The organism is Paraburkholderia sp. BR10923 (assembly GCF_040948765.1).
Classification (GTDB): domain Bacteria; phylum Pseudomonadota; class Gammaproteobacteria; order Burkholderiales; family Burkholderiaceae; genus Paraburkholderia; species Paraburkholderia youngii.
Genome location: NZ_JBFPKO010000053.1, coordinates 1 through 18,295, shown reverse-complemented (window position 1 = coordinate 18,295; position 18,295 = coordinate 1). Strand labels below are relative to the sequence as shown.

Annotated in this window: 8 protein-coding genes and 4 pseudogenes; 3 read left to right on the top strand and 9 right to left on the bottom strand. The window is 58.7% G+C overall.

The features are described 5' to 3' along the window. Positions 1–393: 393 nt before the first annotated feature. Together istA and istB are read left to right on the top strand one after the other, a co-directional pair. Positions 394–1,914, top strand: a complete 1,521-nt coding sequence (gene istA, locus AB3X94_RS39740; protein ID WP_368614342.1) for an IS21 family transposase — start codon at positions 394–396, stop codon at positions 1,912–1,914. 6 nt (positions 1,915–1,920) lie between these two features. After that, complete coding sequence (istB, locus tag AB3X94_RS39735; RefSeq protein WP_368614341.1) at positions 1,921–2,709, top strand: IS21-like element helper ATPase IstB; 789 nt, start codon at positions 1,921–1,923, stop codon at positions 2,707–2,709. Positions 2,710–2,792: 83 nt separating this feature from the next. On the opposite strand, the pseudogene AB3X94_RS39730 reads toward istB, so the two are convergent. The 3 genes and pseudogenes from AB3X94_RS39730 to AB3X94_RS39720 all read right to left on the bottom strand — a co-directional run. After that, positions 2,793–3,311: pseudogene (locus AB3X94_RS39730) on the bottom strand (transposase); the annotation flags it as partial. Positions 3,312–4,071: 760 nt separating this feature from the next. Continuing rightward, positions 4,072–4,641 carry a chorismate mutase gene (locus AB3X94_RS39725; protein WP_176112520.1) on the bottom strand — a complete coding sequence of 190 codons (570 nt, stop codon included), beginning with the start codon at positions 4,639–4,641 and terminating at the stop codon, positions 4,072–4,074. Positions 4,642–5,309: 668 nt separating this feature from the next. Then, the gene (locus tag AB3X94_RS39720; protein ID WP_368594034.1) at positions 5,310–5,798 is read right to left on the bottom strand and encodes a DUF3757 domain-containing protein; all 489 of its coding nucleotides are present in this window, start codon (positions 5,796–5,798) and stop codon (positions 5,310–5,312) included. A 734-nt stretch (positions 5,799–6,532) separates the two neighbouring features. On the opposite strand from AB3X94_RS39720, the gene AB3X94_RS39715 reads away from it, so the two are divergent. After that, a complete protein-coding gene (locus tag AB3X94_RS39715) occupies positions 6,533–7,486 on the top strand; it encodes an IS5 family transposase (protein ID WP_368614340.1) in 954 nt (317 codons plus the stop codon). 682 nt (positions 7,487–8,168) lie between these two features. On the opposite strand, the pseudogene AB3X94_RS39710 reads toward AB3X94_RS39715, so the two are convergent. From AB3X94_RS39710 to AB3X94_RS39685, 6 genes and pseudogenes are all read right to left on the bottom strand, one after another. Beyond that, positions 8,169–8,286, bottom strand: a pseudogene (locus AB3X94_RS39710) (IS3 family transposase); the annotation flags it as partial. Positions 8,287–8,319: 33 nt separating this feature from the next. After that, positions 8,320–8,746 (bottom strand): annotated as a pseudogene (locus AB3X94_RS39705) (IS3 family transposase); the annotation flags it as partial. Positions 8,747–8,903: 157 nt separating this feature from the next. Then, complete coding sequence (locus AB3X94_RS39700) at positions 8,904–14,354, bottom strand: AAA family ATPase (RefSeq protein WP_368594036.1); 5,451 nt, start codon at positions 14,352–14,354, stop codon at positions 8,904–8,906. Positions 14,355–14,488: 134 nt separating this feature from the next. Continuing rightward, positions 14,489–16,077 (bottom strand): annotated as a pseudogene (locus AB3X94_RS39695) (IS66 family transposase). Positions 16,078–16,140: 63 nt separating this feature from the next. Further along, positions 16,141–16,479: an IS66 family insertion sequence element accessory protein TnpB gene (tnpB, locus tag AB3X94_RS39690; RefSeq protein WP_368594424.1), complete on the bottom strand. Its 339-nt coding sequence runs from the start codon at positions 16,477–16,479 to the stop codon at positions 16,141–16,143. Continuing rightward, positions 16,476–16,868, bottom strand: a complete 393-nt coding sequence (locus AB3X94_RS39685) for a transposase (protein ID WP_368614339.1) — start codon at positions 16,866–16,868, stop codon at positions 16,476–16,478. Before AB3X94_RS39685 ends, tnpB begins: the two co-directional genes overlap by 4 nt. Positions 16,869–18,295 lie beyond the last annotated feature (1,427 nt).

Sequence of the window (18,295 nt, the reverse complement as noted above, 5' to 3'; positions counted from 1 at the left end):
CTTGCTCATCCGCCGGTACTGCTTCGCGTGCGCGTAGCGGCTGATCTGGGTGGCCAGGCGTGGTGCTTCGCGGTTGTAGTTCTGACGCAGTTTCAGGCCGTGCCGCGCAGCTGCCTTCACGAGGTGTCACTGACCGGCATATTCGAGCCATTCCGGGATCGGCGTAATCGAGCCACGGGATGATCGCCGCAATCGAGCCAGTGCATGATCGGCGCAATCGGGCCACTCGATGATCGGCGTATTGGAGCCACCGCAGGATCGGCGTAATCGAGCCACGTAGCAGGCTCAGTGTTCTGTCGGGTGCCAGCCCGAAACGCATTTCGAATTTCCGCAACCCGGTACCTTCAGGCTTTTTGCCCGGAGGGCCGATGAGTGAGTCGAAGGAGGTTCGAAGTGTTTGAGTATCGACAGGTACTGGCGCGCATGCGTCAGGGTGATTCCGACCGCGACATTGCCAGCGCGCGCCTGATGGGGCGTGGGAAGCTGAAGACCGTCAGGCAAATCGCGCTCGCTCGGGGCTGGCTCGATCCCGGTCGGCCCTTGCCGGACGACGCCGAACTGGCAGCGATCTTCGGACACAATCCGAAGCTGCCGCGTAGCTGCGTCTCCACGATTGAACCGTTTCGCGATCTGGTGCGCGGCTGGTTTAACGCCGACGTGCAGGGCACGACGATCTTCAACGCGCTTCAGCGCAATCACGGCTATACGGGCAGCTATTCTGCAGTGCGGCGCTTCCTGCTGCACCTGAAGGCCGAGCGCGGCGCGAGAGCAACGACGATCCTGGAGTTCGCTCCGGCGGACGCAGCGCAGCTCGACTTCGGTGCCGGTCCCGTTTTGACACACGAATCCGGCGTGCCGCTCAAGACATGGTTCTTCGTGATGACGCTGTGCTGGTCGCGGCACCAGTATGCAGAGCTCGTGCTGGATCAAACGGTCGAGACGTGGCTGGCCTGCCACCGGCGCGCCTTCGAATGGTTCGGCGGCCGCGTGGAGCGCGGCATCATAGACAACGCCAAATGCGCGATCACAAAGGCGTGCATGTACGACCCCGAGGTACAGCGCTCGTACGCCGCGCTGGCCGAGGGGTACGGCTTCCGGATCGACGCATGCCCGCCACACGATCCCGCGAAGAAGGGCGTCGTTGAGGCCGGCGTCAAATACATCAAACGATCCTTCGTGCCGCTGCGCGAATTCCGCGATCTCGCCGACGCCAACCGTCAATTGCGCGACTGGGTGATGCAGCAGGCCGGCACGCGCGAGCACGGCACGACGCGCGAGCAGCCGCTTGCACGTTTCGCCATCGAGAAGCCGCTGCTCGCCAGACTGCCCGATGTGCCGCCAGTGCTGGCCGTATGGTGCGAGGTCAAGGTCCATACAGACGGGCACGTCGTCTACAGGAAGGCACTGTACTCGGTGCCGTTCACGCTCGTCGGCAAGCAGCTGTGGCTGAAGGCGACCGACACGGTCGTGCAGGTGTTCCACCGCCATGAGCTCGTCGCGACCCATCCGCGCCTGCGCAAGCCCGGCGATCGCCACACGGTGCGTGACCACCAGCCGCCTGAAGCGCAAGCGTGGCTCGAGCACGATCCACAGTGGTGCCTGGCGCGGGCAAAGGATATCGGGCCAGCCTGCCACGCGCTCGTTCTCGCGATGTTCAACGACAAGGTGCTCGTCAACCTGCGCGGCGCGCAGGGCGTCGTGAGGCTTCGCGAGAAGGTCGGCAATCAACGGCTGGAGGCTGCGTGCGAGCGTGCGCTCGTGTTCGCCAGCCCCAAGTACCGGACCGTCAAGACGATCCTCGACAAGGGGCTGGACAGCCAGCCCACCGCACCAGCGCCGACGCCGGCGCCTGCCGACACCTATCTGAACGGCGGCCGCTTCGGCCGTGACCTCCAGTCCCTTCTGATCCATTGAACGCCTATGCATCCCAGTCCAGAACTGAATACGATCCTCAAGCAGTTGCGCCTCTCAGGCATCCTCGACTCGCTTGAGCAACGCAACCGTCAAGCCATCGACGGCCAACTTGCCGACACGGAGTTCCTCGCCACGCTTCTGCACGACGAGGTCGCGCGGCGAGAACAGAGGAAGCTCGGCGTGCGGCTCGCCCGCGCTGGCTTCTCCCTGGGCAAGACCCTCGAGAACTTCGACTTCGACCGCGTGCCCAAACTCAACCGCGCTCACATCCATGATCTCGCCACCGGCCGCTACATCGACGAGAAGGTCTGCGTGCTGATGGTCGGCCAAACCGGCGTCGGCAAGTCGCATCTCGCGCAGGCCTTGGGCCACTGCGCCGCACGCCAGGGCCGCGATGTCCTGTTCATCACGCAAACCGAATTGCTCAAGAAGCTGCATGCAGCACGGGCGACTGAGCTCTATGAACGCAAGTTGCAGCAGTTCGTGCGCGTTCCGGTGCTGATCGTCGATGACTTCGCACTCAAACCCCTGCGTGCGCCCCACGACGAAGACTTCCACGACCTGATCGCCGCCAGGTATGAGCGCGCGGCGACGATCCTGACGTCGAATCTCGACTTCAGCGAATGGGGCGACGCGTTCCCCGACAACCGCATCCTCGGTGCTGCCACGCTCGATCGGCTACGGCATGGCGCCTACCGTGTCGTCATTGAGGGTGAGAGCTTCCGCAAGCCGAAACCGATGCCCGAAAACGGCGAAAACGCGGTTGCCAAATCAGGCAAAAAAACGCATTCTTGAGTCCCTTCGAAATCGCGTTTCGGGGCCATTCCAGGTGGCCTCATTACGCCGATCATCCCCGGCTCAATTACGCCGATCCGTGACACGAGGTGTTCACGACAGCGCTCCAGCAGTCGCGAGTCAGTCGGATGTGCGATCGCCTTGGGCATCACGGTCGTATCAACGATTACGCGTTTCGCGCTCGACGCCTTGATCACTCCGGCACGCTTCGCCGCGTCGATCGTCTCGGCGAGCAACTCCTCGACACCGGCTTCTCCCAACCGTTTGCGCCATCGCGTGAGGCTGGACGGATCGATCGGCGGTTCGGTCTGCAAGTACGTCTCGCCCGTAAAAACCTGCCAGTACGGGTTCTCAACCCATTGCCACACAACATCCTCGTCCGAGAGGTCGAAGGCGTGCTGCAGATACAGCAGACCAGCGATCAGTCGAGGCGAACTCGCAGGTCTGCCTTTACCCGAAACGAAACTCGCGCTCATCCATGCACTGAGCCGCTCCCAATTGATCAGCTCGGCCAGCCGTACCAGTGGATGCTTGAGATTGATCTGTTCGCGCAGTGGATGCCGGAACAAATCCTTCTCCGTTACAGGCGCCTTCGGACCCATCTAAACCTCGCCAGAATTTGCAGGCTATACCCAGCAATATGCCAGGTCTCTGCAATTCCAACAACACGATTTCCGCCGGAAACCCCCAACGCTTAAGGCTCTACGGTTTGTTCAGGCTGGACTAGCGAGTGTTTCGCCGAAGCTCGATGATCGCACGAAGCTCGTCTGCACTAAATCTACCGTCCAGCACGATCTTTCCTTGCCGCCAGTCCGGCGCGTTCCGGACGTCATTCCAGTCGATCCAGCCATCAGCCTGTCTGAGTACATTTCGCACTGTTTGGTCGTCCATGCTTCCTATCTCAGCGTAGAAGGTTGATGAGCCGAACACGGCGTATTAAAGGATGATGCGTACTTCAGCGAACTTGATCGCCGATTTGGAATCGTGACCGACTCGGCGGGTCTGGCATTGCGCGATGTCGATTGTAGGTTTTTCCGCAGTTGAGATCGAGTTCGGGCTCCAGGACGTTGGGGTTTTGGGGATGTTTTCTAAGTAGCCCACCTGTGCGTGATCCAGTGATGACGCCACATGAGACGGTAAAGCATCGCATCGGCAATGGTTTCGTCGCCACTCTACTCACGGATAGCCACCAAAGAACGTTGCGCACGTCGTCAGGGCACGCTTCGACATTGAAACCATGCTGGTGCCCCAGCGCAGGGGATCCTCTCCATCTCAAATGCGCGACGCCGCCATTTGCGCAACGGAGTTCCGATATGTCCGCCTTCAGGAAGCTTCCTTGCATGTCTTTAGCCCCCCGGAAAGTCAAAACTTGACACATATCCGCGCGACCGCACGGTCGAGGGCCGCGAGATGTAGGGCATCAAGCGACGTTTGTTGGGCGACGCGCCCCACTGCTGTTGCAACCTGTGTCTGGCAATCTGTATTGCTGCGAAGAGGCGCCACGCCCTTCAAATTCAGCATGATATTGGCCTGCAGCTTATCCAGAATGGGTCGAATAACGCCCGGCAAGCTCTGGCGAGGCGTTGCGGGAGCGTTGCCGTGACGCATCCAGTTGCTGAGCAGCTCGTACTGAATTTCTTTGTTGGCTTCAATTTGGTCCGAGAAAATGTTTGTCACATCCTCCGTGGTTAGTCCGTACTCAGACGCCATCGCCACCGCATTTGCAATGACTTGCGCTTCTCGATGAGGGTCATAGACGGGTTGGCCCGTGTCCCACTTGTTCAGAGCGACCTGGTCCGCGGTGTTGAGGCGATCTGCCATGCTGCGCACGAGCGGCACGAACGCATCCTGCTGTGCCCCGGCAGAGCAGCCTGTCACGAGCCATACGGCTAGTGCGAGTGTCACGGCATGCCGAGTGCAAACACGCCTCATGTTCTTCTTCAGTTTCAATACTACTACTCCCTATTGGTTCATTCTCGCCTGCGGCGAAGCGCTCCGATACGACGTCCATCGCTACAGTCGCTCTGCAGTTCGCACTACATTGGACCTCAAATCCGGATAGTTAGGACATGGTCTGAGCCAAGACATTGGTCAACGATAATTTCCGACGCCCACTCGACAAGAATTTTCCATTTTCCAGAGCGCCGGAGAATTTAACGTAATCTTCAAAACTCTCACGGTCCAGACAGTTGTCAACATGACCAGCAAGCAAAACCTCAGATTCCGCGCCCCCCGATTCTCGAACTTAAGCCGGCAAGCTCCGGGAGTTTGTCGTCCGACGTCCTTGAGCTTACAGGCTTCGCCGCGCGCCCCCAGTTTGCCTCCGTTTTCATTGGAGCCGACAATCGTCAGGAAGCTTCCGATATCCCAACACCTTCAATCAAGGTCAGCTTGACCGCTTGTCGCGGAGCTCCTTCGTATAGACCGCTTTTGAAATTCGATTCATCCGTACCTCCGCTTCTCGGTATTACGAAACGTTGGCTTCCATTCTTTTCGACCGGGCCTCATTGCGCCCGCAAGTCGGTGTTGCGGACGAAATCGCGGATCTTGCTGAACGCAAAAGCGAGGCGAGACAAATCGTACGCTTACGATTGCTCAGGTCAGGGCCGCCGAACGACCTCGAACCTACAACGCCAAGCGGCCCGCTCAGTGCATTCATAGTAGTCGAGATCGTAAGGGCCGGATTTCCGGCGCCATAAACCTACATCGACCCTTAGACCAGGTGGCGGCGGCCTAGGGTCGAACCGTAGATCCAAATGGCCGCCTTGGGCAAGTTCGTAGGAGCACCGGACTAACGGCGATCGCACAGAACCGTCATTATCAAGCTGCGGCGGGAAAAACATGGCAGAGGTAAATTCCTTGATATTACCGTCGCCCGGCCCTCTCGAAGTGCCAATCCATTCACCCTCGTTATCGTTGGTTGTTGCCGTGTACACACCCCGCGCAATCTTGATGTTGGCAGGCATCGGGCAGCTTTCGTACGTTTCAGCAGCAGCGCAATACGATGCGCCGAGCGCAAGGGCAACAATAAGTAAATTTCTCATCATCGGTTTCGTTTCTCCACTTTGCAAAACGGTAAGTTCAAGCATCTGATCGTCTGGCTGAGCACTCAACACATTCTATTATGCAAACTATAGGCGGCAGCCAATTTCGCCTTTTGATGACCTATATTCCACGATGACCATCGAAACCAAAAACATATTTATACATTAATGTCGCGGATGATGAAAAGTAAAAGCAACTTATGCCCGATCAAATATCGTTGATAGTATGTCTAGCCCATGTTTCTCGTAGCAACAAGGAGGGCGGCGATAACGCATTCAGAGGACACGAGGAAATGACGAAGATAATCCGACGCGCACACTCAATGGCATTCGGCGCGAAACAGGTCACCGCAATAGTCTGCGGACAGTATGAACACTTACCAGGGCGGCGGGATCGCGACAGGTGCATGAACCGGGACCGTGCTGGCACGCGGCACTTGCCCGTCGATGAACGGCAACAGTCTGTTGGCAGGAATGCGAAGAAATGAAAATGGCATCAAAAAGTAACCGGAAAGTCGTGGGCTCTTTGCCCGCGTCGTGCCCGAGGCCGCCTCTCGACCTAGCAGCACGGTCCCCAACGACGATCGTGCGTTGGCATCAATATATTTGATGCTTTTCTTCTGGCAGTTGCTCAGATAATTTCGTAAGGTACGCGATTTCGGCGCCCAGTGGACGAGTCACATAATTTACGGCATGTTAAGGAAGGTCTGCAAAAGTCCTGGCATTGAGATTTCGGTGAACTATCCTGGGATGAAGGGAGTGAGTTGAGGAGAGCCCAGATGACGCAACTTGGACTTGACCTGGATCTGACAACGAAGCGCACGCGTAAGCGAGAATTTCTCGATGAGATGCGACGCGTTGTGCCTTGGTTGAAGCTCATTGCGCTGATCGAACCGCACTATCCGACTGGCAAGACTGGACGGCCGCCGTTCCCGATCGCGACGATGCTGCGCATTCATTTTATGCAACAGTGGTTTGGTCTGTCCGATCCAGCGATGGAAGAAGCGTTATATGACGTGCCGCTGTATCGTGACTTCGCAGGACTTGACGGCGGCATGACGCGTTTGCCGGACGAGAGCACGATTCTACGGTTTCGTCACCTTCTCGAAGCGCATGGACTGGCTGCGCAGATGCTCGCGATGGTCAATGAAATCCTGGTGGACAAAGGCCTGATGCTCAAGACCGGGTCGGTCGTCGATGCCACGTTGATTCCGGCGCCCAGTTCGACGAAAAACAACTCCGGAACGCGCGATCCCGAGATGCGTCAGACGCAGAAAAGCGGTAACTGGTACTTCGGAATGAAAGCGCACATCGGCGTGGACGCAGAGTCGGGCCTGGTCCACACCGTCATCGGCACGGCGGCCAACGTCCACGACATTACGGAGGCTCATGCGCTATTGCACGGCCAGGAAACGGACGTGTACGCTGACGCGGGATATCAGGGGATCGAAAAGCGTCGCGAGACTGGCGGGGTGCGCTGGCACATCGCGATGAGACCAGGCAAGCGCAAAAAGCTGGATCTGAGTGATCGTTTGGACGCGATATACGATCAGATCGAGCGGCTGAAGGCCGGCGTCCGCGCCAAGGTCGAACATCCGTTCCGCGTCCTCAAGCGGCAGTTTGCCTACACGAAGACCCGATATCGAGGTTTGATGAAGAACACAGCCCAGATCACGACGTTGTTTGCTCTGAGCAATCTATGGATGGCGCGTAGAGCTTTGCGCAAGGCTTGATAACCGAGGCGCCGTGTCTTGCGCCTCAGTAGCGCTGCACGGAGCGGCGTAAATCGCAGGCGCCTTAACGACTCAACAAATTCTCATCACCGCCACTGCGAAAAATATAGAAGGTCAGCGCTCGAAATGCGGGTTATGCAGACCTTCCTTAACAAAGGAATGTATATGGAAAAGATGAAGAGAGTGCTTTCTGGTGGCCTTCTGTCCGCGGTTCTAATGGGTGTGGCGGCGCAGGCCTATGCGGTCGCAGCGAGCGATGTATGCATATACACAAACCAGAAAGACCCTACCGACAGTTATTCCTACTACTGTGGGACCGGCCCGATAGATGGTCCGAGGAGTCAGGCGACGGAGTAATGTGGCCGGTCTTTGAGCTTGGCACAATGTCGGCGAGAACCTAGGCGATGACAAAAGGAACTCGCGCAATCATCAGCGGCGTAGTATGAAACGTAGCATTGGCCGATGTCCGAGGGGAAGGTGCACTGGTGGAACTGGCTTCCCATTCCGCTGTTTGTCTTGGCCAGATCACTGATTGCGGGCAAGGAACCCGCGGCGGAAGTGTTCCGCGCGCCCGCCGCAATTTTGAAGTGCCTCTATCGAAATTAGGGAGCCGTTGACCCATTTCATGCGCCCGGGTTTTCGCCTTCCAGAGGCCCCGAGTTAGTCCGCTTAGCCGCGCAGGCCAGTCTTGCATGAACTGAGTTGGTGACAAGCCACGCCATGAATGACGACGACTTGCGGTTATAGAACATATCAAGGTATTTGAACAAGTCGGCCATGGCTTCGCGATGCGTGCGATACTGGATCGGCCGGAATTGGCGAAGGCCAAGAGGTTAAGCAGTGATTTGATTCAGATAAAAGCGTCGCGTGAACGCGACAGGCGATTGGTAGTCAGCAGCGCCTGCGGGCGTTGCCGGTTGTAGATGATTTCGATGTATTCGGTGATCGCCAAACGTGCCTGCTCGCACGTGGCAAAACATTAATGCTAGACCAGTTCATTCTTCGGCGTTGCCCCGACGGATTCGATCGGGGCGTTGTTGTAGCGGTTGCCACGGCGGCTCAGCAACGCGTGTATGTCAAGGTGGCGGATGAGTGCTTGATAGGCGAGCGGGCGCTAGTGCCATCCTCGATCGCTATGGCGAACCAGGCCGGCGGGTCACGACAGCGCGAAACAGCGCCGACATGACCAAATTTTGTCGTCATCCGTTCCCTTACCGCCTAGCCGACAATTTCACCACTGTACAGTTCCTTCAGGCCGGCAAATACAGTCATGCCCCCCGCTTCTCGGTATGACGAAACGTTGGCTTCCACTTTTTCCGACCGACCTCGGAACGGCGGGTTCCGGATCTGTGGCGCGCACGGATTCCGGACCTTCGGTTCAGCACGCCGAGCGAGCGCAGGTGTTACGTGTGTGACTTTAACGGCTATTCTCGATCGCCCACTTGTCAGGAAGTCGCACCTTGATCATGGTGCCGGCTCCCGGCGAGCTGATAACGTCGATCGCACCGCCCAGCATCAGAACACGCTCTTCCATCCCTGCCAGTCCGAATGACCTCTTTCTCGTTGCCAGAACATCGAATCCGCAACCGTCGTCGTGCACTTCGAGAAGGCAAGCATCGGGGGTTCGCTCTAATGCGATGATTACTCTTCTGGCCGCAGCGTGTCGGGTGACATTGGTAAGTGCCTCTTGAACGATGCGAAACAGCACGATAGCGCGATCCTCGCTTACGGCGATATTCTCGTCCTGCAAGTTGAGATGACAGACCGTCCGGCCGTTGCGGTTGAAATCGGCCACGAGCCACTCGAGCGCTGCTGCAATACCGGAATCAAGCGCTGCGGGGCGCAGCGACGCGATAACGCCTCTGACCACCTGCATCGTTACATCCACAAGGGAAACGAGCGCCTGCGTATGCTCGACCAGATCCGGGTGATCCGCGCCAAGCCTCATGCGCAATATCGACGCCCTCAGGCGAAGCGCGGTAAGGTGTTGCCCGAGTTCGTCGTGCATTTCCCGCGCAATGTGCTTGCGTTCATCCTCGCGAGCCGTCTCGCGATGTGAGGCAAGTTCACGCAGCATCTCGTAGGACTCACGCAAGCGGTGCTCAGCTTCCTTGCGCTCCGTGAGATCAACTACAAAAGCAACGCCTTCCTTCCCGCTACAGTCAAAAGCAGCGCGGCCGACCATGACCGGTATACGACTGCCATCCTTCCGCATGTATTCTTTTTCCTCGGGTTGAACGTCACCGTGGTTTCTGATTTGGGCCAAAGCCCGTTCGCTGCTTTCCTGCCAGTCAGTTGGCGTGAGATCCCTCCAGCGGAGGAATCCTGACGCAAGATCCTCTCGCTCATATCCCACCATGCGAAGAAAAGCGTCGTTGGCTTCGAGAATGTCGCCGGCGGCATTCCAGACGATGATGCCAATGATATTGGCGTCGACGAGGCGGCGAATCCTGGCCTCCCGTTCCTGCAGGTCGCGGTACAGGCGGGTGTTCTCGAGCGCAGTCGCCGCCTGCGACGCGAGCAGCCGCAGCAGTGCAATCCGGGTCGATGCGAAGGCGCGGGTGATCAGATTGTTTTCGAGGTACAGGGCCCCGATCAGCTTCGCTTGATTCATTAATGGCAGGCATAAGACGGAACGAGTCAGATACTGCCGGATATGAGGATCTGTCGCGAACCTGGGATCGGCCGCAGCATCATCGAGAATGACACTTTCGCCTGTGCGCAATACATCGTAGAGAACAGGCTCGGGAATCATGGTCGCGCTCACGGGTGCATCACGCAATTGGACGCATGCCTTGTCGCTGTCCGTCCATGCTTCCGCTGCGAGCCGCTGTTCTCCTGTATGCGAAAGGATCAGTAATCCACGCTCGGCTCCCGCCTGTTCGATAGCGGTACGCATGATCGTCTCAATCAATCTGTCGAGGAAAACCTCTCCGGAAACAGCCTGCGACACCCTTATGACGGTAGCAAGGTCAAGGTGTTCGAGAGGCGCCCCGATAGTGCTGCCTGAGTCAGGCGCTCGCTCGTCGGCCCTGAGACCTGGGTACAGTTCGTCGAGTTGACGCACCTTCCCTTCTGCCCCCCAGCGTCGATAAGCCCGTCGTGCGTCCTGCAAATAGACACGGGCAATCTTCTCATACCCCCGCGCCGCGTAGAACGCGGATGCGAGTTCATTGGCAAGCGCTTCATTGTGTATGAGGTCGTTTGCGCGCGCAAGATGAATGGCCGCTTCGTAGAGTCGCATCGCCTCGACATCACGGCCTTCCAGGCGCGCCATCTCGGCGCTTACCAGTGAAACCCGATTGCCGAAATTCGCCGGACAGTTGTTCGCCCAGATCTCCAATTGCCGACAATGCGCGGCGATGCTGTGGAGGTGCTCCTGTCGCTCCTCGGCCGGCACCCGGTCGAAATGCGCGGCCCTTGTGAGAGCGGCGTAAAAATGGTACTCGCATTCCTCCAGGTGCGGCGACGAGCTCCAAAGTTGCTCTTGCGCGATCGATGCCGCGTTCATGGCGGCCACATAGTCGCCTGAAAGGAATCGTCCCTGCAGTTTCCGGATCCAGTACCAGCACGCGGCCGTCGCGAGCGCGGGGTTGCCGGACAGGTGCTCCTCTGTACGAACCTCGTTGAACTCGTCATAGTCGAAGTGGCCGAATTTCAGTGTGACGCCGCGGAGCATCCGGATCAATGCGAGTTGCGTGGTGAGGTTATCGACGACCAGGCCGAAACGTGCCTTCCTCGAAAACGCGAGGCCCTGTTCAGTTTCGAGTTCGACATCGCTTAGAGGGTCACCGCCGAAAAGTCGGTCCGAAACGATATGGCAGCAGGTATAGGCGCCAGACGGAAGGTCCCCGGTTCGGCTCGCTGCTTCGAACGCACGGCGCAGCACTTCGGTGCTGAAGCGCACGTGTTTCGTCCAGCGCACAACATACAGCGCGTAGCAAAGATAGGTGACTGCCTCGAAGCGTTTGAGTCCGCGTCGCTCGACCAGATCGAAGCCGAGCTGACCGAACTGGACTCCAGCGTGGTAATCGCCAAAGCGTGGCCCAGCGATCCGCGGGAACATGACATACGCGAAGCACGAGGCGTCGCAGTTCCCGCACTCCAGACTCAAGCTGATCACTTTGCATATAGCGAGAGAAGCCAGATTCGCGTCAAAAAACCAGGCTGGTCTCAGGAGCTTGCTAAGCAGGTCAGTGATTGCGAGCGACGCTGGGTCCGACATCAACGGCATATCGATGAGTGCCTCGATAGTCCGGCCCGCAAGCCGCAACCGTATGTTTTCGTACTCCCCCCGTACGTTGCTTTCATGTGGGTGTGCCGGCCAGTCGATGCCGAGTTGACGGAGGTGATCGAGGCAAACCTCGACCGCCAGATCGCTTCGATCGAGAGTCAGGTAAACATCCATTCGCAGACACGCGACGCTCGCCTGATCGACCGTGTTCGTCGCGCGGTTTGACAGCATCGCCAGCCGCTCTTCGGCATCGGTTAGCCGCCCGGTGAGGAACTCGCATTCTGCCAGGTTCAACTGGAGCGGAAAGACCAGTTCGTGCCTACGTCCCCAGCAATCGTCCTGGAGGAGTTCAGCGCCGGCAGTGAGATAGGTGAGCGCCGACGCATAGGCTGTCGACGCCTTGGCTCTCTTGCCGGCGATCAGGTTAAAGGCAGCCAGTTGTTGGCGTTCCTGCCTGGATCTCACCAGCGCCGCGCCTCGGTTGAACTGACTGACGATATCGAAGATCGCCTCTTGCCGTTTGCTAGCGGGAGTTTGCGCCGCGAGTAGCCGTCCAATACGCAGATGCGTGTGAGCACGTAACTCTTTGGGAATCAGCGAATAGGCGGCTTCCTGCACCCGGTCGTGCACGAACCCGTAGGCGTCTTCTAGTTGCTCCACCAACTCCTGCGCGAGTGCCGGCTTCAGCAGCGCCCGAATTTCCTGCTCCGAGACGCCCAGAACTTTAGGCAGCATCATATAGGAGGCGGTGTTGCCGAGACAGGCAAGCTGTTGCACGGCGCGTTGCGTTGACGCCGGTAGGCGCACTAGCTTTACCACCATTAGGTCGACTACATTGTCGGTGTACTCTTTGCGGTGGATGCGGGGCAGGTCCCAGCTCCAACAGGCCGTGTCATGGGCAAAGCTCAGCAGATCGCTATCGGCAAGCTCGCGCAAAAACTGGATGACGAAAAACGGATTGCCCGCCGTCTTCTCATGCACGAGGTGCGCAAGCGGTGCCGCACGTCCCGGCTCACAGTGAAGCGCTTCGTCAATCAGTTGCTCCACGTGTTCACAAGCAAGAGGCGCGAGAACAATTTCGTCGAGCCTTGCGCCGGCAGCCCTTAACGTCTGAAGCTTGTGCAGCAGCGGATGTCCGGGAGTTACCTCATTGCTGCGATAGGCGCCGATTACCATCAGATGCTGCAGATCCGAGCGCGCAAGGAGCCCGTCGAGCAAGTCGAGCGTCGCGGCGTCGAGCCATTGCAGATCGTCAAGAAATAGTGCCAACGGATGTTCACGTCGCGCAAAGACGCCGATAAAGCGCTGGAAGACGACTTCAAAACGGCGGCGCGCCTGATTTGGCTCGAGCTCTGGGACGGGCGGGGGATCGCCGATGATCAGCCTGAGCGCAGGGATCAGATCGGTCACGAGTCGCGCGTTCGGACCGAGTGCCCCGATCAACGTCTCGCGCCAGGTTGCGAGTTCCGCGTCAGGCTCGCCGAGTAGCGGCCTGATCAGGCCCTGAAAAGCTTGAACGAGCGTCGCATAGGGTATGTCGCGCTTGTATTGGTCGAACTTGCCCGACGCGAACAGCCCGCGCGATGGTACGAGTGCCTTATGCAGTTCATGGACGATTGCGGATTTGCCGATACCCGAATACCCGGAGACGAGCACGAGTTCAGGGATGCCAGTCCTGACTACGCGATCGAACGCAGTGGTCAATGCATCCACCTCCCTCTGCCTCCCGTAGAGTTTCTCCGGGATCAGGAGGCGGTCGGTCATGTCGTATTCGCCCAGCACAAAGGGATCAATGTGGCGTTGACGCTGCCATTCGGTCAGGCAATGCCTCAGATCCCGCTCGACGCCAGCCGCCGTCTGATACCGTTCCTCGGGCGTCTTGGCGAGCAGCTTCATGACAAGCTCTGAGACGGGAAGGGGGACCGTGTCTACCCGTGCTATCGGAGGCACCGGCTTACGCGCAACATGGCAATGTACCCATTCCATCGGATCCGCAGCAGTGAACGGTAGGGACCCCGTGAGCATTTGATAAAGCGTAACTCCGAACGCGTAGAGGTCGCTGCGAGAGTCGATCGAGCGGTTCGTCCGCCCAGTCTGTTCGGGCGCCATGAAGGGTAGGGTGCCGGCGATCGTTTCGGGTGGCTGTGGAAATTGCCGCTCGCGCGGCAGTCGTGAAGCGATCCCAAATCCTGTGAGCCGCGGCCGGCTGTCCGTGCAGTCAACTAGCACATGAGCAGGCTTGAAATCCTTGTGAACGAACCCACTGCGGTGGAGCTTCTCAAGCGCCCCGGCAATGCCGACGGCGAGGCACAAAACACGTTCCACCCCGAGAGGCGCGCCCACCAGTCGCTCAAGTGGTTCGCCGCCCGGATCCTCGAAAACCAGTGCCATCCGTTCATCTTCGCGTACCAGCCTTATCGGATGCACCGCCCACGTACCATTCAGTTGTTCTTTCAGCGCGAATTCGTGAGCAAGGCGCTCGAGAAGGGCGATCGAGGGATGTTCCTCGGTGGTCCGGAGAGTCAGGACGCTATCGCTGCCGCTCGGGGACCGGACGCGACAGAAAGTGCGCTCTGCATCCTCCCAAAGGATGTGGACACTGAAGCCTGTGTCAGAGCCATGTGGATCGTTCATCTGCCGTCATTCACTAGTCAAGTTCAGTCCCCGATCGTATCAAAGGACGCAGCCCAATTCGTCTGTCTAAAGTGCCTATGGCTACGCGTTAGAACCATAGTAAGCGGCCAGCAAACCCGTCTTGACGAACTGAACTAGCGGATAGGATCCGCGGGCTGCCAGCGATGAGGCAGCAATGTTGAGATATCGCTGGCCTTGTGGGTTGGCAGTCGCGTCAGGACGTCCTTCAGATAGGCATGTGGTTCGTGCCCATTCAGTTGCGCTGAACGTAGCAGACTCATGATGGCCGCGGCTCGCTGCCCGGCTCGAAGCGAACCGACGAACAGCCAGTTCGACCTGCCGATGGCCCAAGGTCGTATCTGGTTTTCGACCCAGTTGTTGTGTATAGGCACGTGACCGTCATCGAGATAGCGGGTCAGCGCTTCCCATCGTTTAAGACTGTAATCCAGCGCTTTGGCAATCGCCGAGCCTTCCGACACCAGCTTGCGCTGCGCCACCATCCATTCGTGAAGTGCGCCGCAGACCGGCTTGGCCCGACTCTGTCGAAGCTTGTGGCGTTCCTCGGCTTGCAGCACTGCAGCGTCGCGCTCGATGTCGTAAAGCGCAGCAAAGAACGGCAGCGCCTGCGCGGCGATCTGACTGCTGTGATTGGCGTGCAGATCGAAGAACTTGCGTCTCGCGTGCGCTGCACATCCAATTTCAGTGATGCCCTGCTGGAATCCAGCCTTGTATCCACTGTAGTCGTCGCATACCAGTTTGCCCTGCCAGCCAGCGAGGAACGCGCGGGCATGTTCGCCTGCACGGCTGTCGGCGAAGTCGTAGACCACGGCGCGCAGCTCACTGTAGTGCGTCGGCGTATACGTCCATAGATACGCGCGATGTGTCTTGCCTTTGCCGGGACTGAGCATCTGTACCGGCGTCTCATCCGCGTGCAGCACACCCTGCTGCAGGATTTCCTGATGCAGCGCGTCGAGCAGCGGTTGTAGTTGCACGCCGCACGTACCGACCCATGCGCCCAATGTCGAGCGCGGTATCGCGACGCCCGCCCGCGCAAAGATCTGCTCCTGACGATACAGGGGAAGGTGGTCAGCGTATTTGGCAACCAGCACTGACGCCAGCAGTCCCGCAGTCGGAATGCCCTTGTCGATGACGTGCGCAGGCACCGCGGCCTGAATCCGTGTTTCGCAGTTTCTGCACACCCACTTGCCACGGACATGCCGCTCCACGGTGAACACGCCCGGTGTGTAGTCGAGCTTCTCGCTGATGTCCTGATGTCCTCGCCGATGCGCGTGCGCTCGCAGCCACACTGGCATACGGTGCTCTGCGGCTCGTGGCGAATCTCTGTGCGCGGCAATTGCGCCGGCAGCGCTGCACGCTTCGGTTGCTGGGGTAGCGGCTCGGCTGCGGCTTGCGGCTGAAGTTGCTCGAGCTCAGCTTCAATGGCGGCGAGATCCGCGTCAATCGCCTCATCCAGCAGATTCATCTGATCGCTGCTGAGCTGCTCGCTGCGCCTGCCGAACTGATGGCGCCTGAGAATCGAGATCTCGTGGGTCAACTGGTCGATGCGGGTCTGCCGGTAGCGCAGCTCCCGATCCTTCTCGCCGACCTCCCGGGTCTTCTCCTCAATCTCCCTGTCCCGGTCCTCGACACGCGCAATCAGTTGTGTGGCGAGCGCACGCAACTGTTCCGGGCTAAGAGCGTTGAGGTCGGCTGGCAAGTTCATGCAGACGAGTCTGCCAGAACCCCGGAGAGCGCGAAAGCGCGACCGTATACGTACCGAACGTCCTCAAACGACACGGATCACACCGTCCGCGCCGATGCGCTGCCATGGCAAACCCACCACCAGAGCGGCCAGTTGTTCCTGTGTGAGCGCGCGTTGCTTTGGCTCGCTACCAGCGTGCGGCCAGGTGAACTGCCCCTGATTCAGCCGTCGCGCTGCCAGCCAGATGCCAATCCCATCGTGTACCAGCACCTTCAGGCGGTTGGCCCGCCGGTTGGCGAACAGGTACGCATGGTGCGGATGCGCGGCGCCGAACACGGAGATTACCCGACCCAGTGCCGTATCAAAGCCGGCCCGCATGTCCAGCGGGTCAACTGCCAGCCACACCTGGTCAATGCGGATCATGCGAGCCACTCGCGCAGCCACGCGGCGCATTGCGCTGCCTCCGAGGTTGGCCAGCTAACCGTGATCGACTGGTCCGCGCGACGCACCTCGACGCGAATCTCAGTTGTACGCGTGTTTCGCGTCTCAAGTGGCAGCGGTACAAATTCCGGTGCTGGCGCCGCTGCCAATGGCGCTGCCAGGTCGCTACGCGCCACGAGCACGCAATCGTTCGTTTCGGCCTGCTCGACCCAACGTCGAAGCAGATTGGCGTTCAGCTTGTGGTGCAACGCGATCGCCGCGAGCGATACCCCGGGCCCCTGGCAAGCTGCCACTACCTGAGCCTTGAACTCGACGCTGTAGCGCCGGCGTCGTCGACGGCTAGGTGCCGCTGCTTCGTCAATAGTGTTCACGGTCCACCTATTTAAGTGGACACGATGCTCCCAAGACTTTCACCGTGACTCAAGATGGGATGACCGGGCGCTTACGAACCATAGGGTAATTGCCGCACAAGAGCGCCGCGACGCCGCAATGGCCACTTGCATCGCACCTTTGTGTGGTTTATGGAAATCCTAGCAAAAGTATCTGAACCACTGGCTGTCCGGGCAAGGGTTCTAACATATGATGAAACCGCCGAGAAGGCTCAGTGAGGTCTTGGCTACACCGGAACGTCTGGGTTTTGCCAATGGAAAACCCGCGTTCATCGCAAGCGTGTAGCCCGTCGGAGGTCCAGTTCCAGGGAGCTTTAATGGCTGCAGCAACAGAGCGAACGGTCGCGATGCGCCCGCTGGACAATTCCATACCATTTTGAACGTCGTGGTGGATAGCAAGCTGAAACCGCTAACGTTCCGCGCAACGGCTGGAACTGACGGCGCGGCAGATTCGCCGGCTTGTTGTGCGGCTCGGAATTTGGGCCGTGGACTGGTTTCCGGACACAAATCTCGCGCAGCGAGACGCTGTCGAGATGCCTTGTTCCGATCGTGCTCACGATTATCCGCGGTTGATACGCCAATTTTTGGGCCGGCCCCTAGCGTTGGAGAAGCCACGGGAATCTCAGAGTCCGCAGGGCGACGAAAGGGGTCATATCGAATGACGGGCGAAGGCCTGTGGATCCTGCGTCGACTGCATCAGCCGACGGTCTACCAGTCACGCACACGATAGGAGCGCTTGGACGAGTTCATCCAGATTGATGGCGGGATCACCGCTAGCTCGAGGACCGCGGTCCAGCGTGCACGCTGTTGGTGTGTATGTCGATGACGCAACCAGTCCCGTCATGCACCTGCAATTCACTCAGGAGGAATCGACGTTCCACCAATTTAAGGCGACGCGCGTTCTTATCGAGCGCTGCGGCAAACCTGGCGCTGTCAGGTTGGTGCCCATCTGCACTCTCTATGTGAACAGTAGTAATGCTTATTATATAATTGTTTTGATTGCTCCCGGAACGTACAGCCGTACCATGTGCCGATGCGCTGTTTGACTATGGCGAAATAACAGGCCGCGTTCCTCCGTGTGTGCAGCACCAAGCGCTGACGAAAGGGGCTTAGCGATTGTGTGCGACGCGTATCTCGAAAGGGAACATCTGACGTTCGCGGTTACGGGTCGGCAGATCACGCGTGCAGCCGCTTTGATAAAAATGTGCTTAGCCCTAGCAGGATGCGGAAATACCCCCGCCCGGAATCGGCCTTCCACGATTTGAGCGCCCACCGTCGCTAAATCTTTCGCATTGTGCAATTTCAACGCGCATCAACCTTTTTAAAGCACTGTGAGGCCGGCTTCTGGCCTCATTGCCGCCTTTTCCAGCCACTATGGGCGGATTTGTGCCAGGGATCGCATGCGCACG

Excerpts from the sequence above, each read along its gene's own strand:
- istB (WP_368614341.1), top strand. The coding sequence starts at position 1,921 with ATGCATCCCAGTCCAGAACTGAATACGATCCTCAAGCAGTTGCGCCTC.
- AB3X94_RS39725 (WP_176112520.1), bottom strand. The coding sequence starts at position 4,641 with ATGAGGCGTGTTTGCACTCGGCATGCCGTGACACTCGCACTAGCCGTA.
- AB3X94_RS39720 (WP_368594034.1), bottom strand. The coding sequence starts at position 5,798 with ATGCTTGAACTTACCGTTTTGCAAAGTGGAGAAACGAAACCGATGATG.
- AB3X94_RS39715 (WP_368614340.1), top strand. The coding sequence starts at position 6,533 with ATGACGCAACTTGGACTTGACCTGGATCTGACAACGAAGCGCACGCGT.
- AB3X94_RS39700 (WP_368594036.1), bottom strand. The coding sequence starts at position 14,354 with ATGAACGATCCACATGGCTCTGACACAGGCTTCAGTGTCCACATCCTT.
- tnpB (WP_368594424.1), bottom strand. The coding sequence starts at position 16,479 with ATGATCCGCATTGACCAGGTGTGGCTGGCAGTTGACCCGCTGGACATG.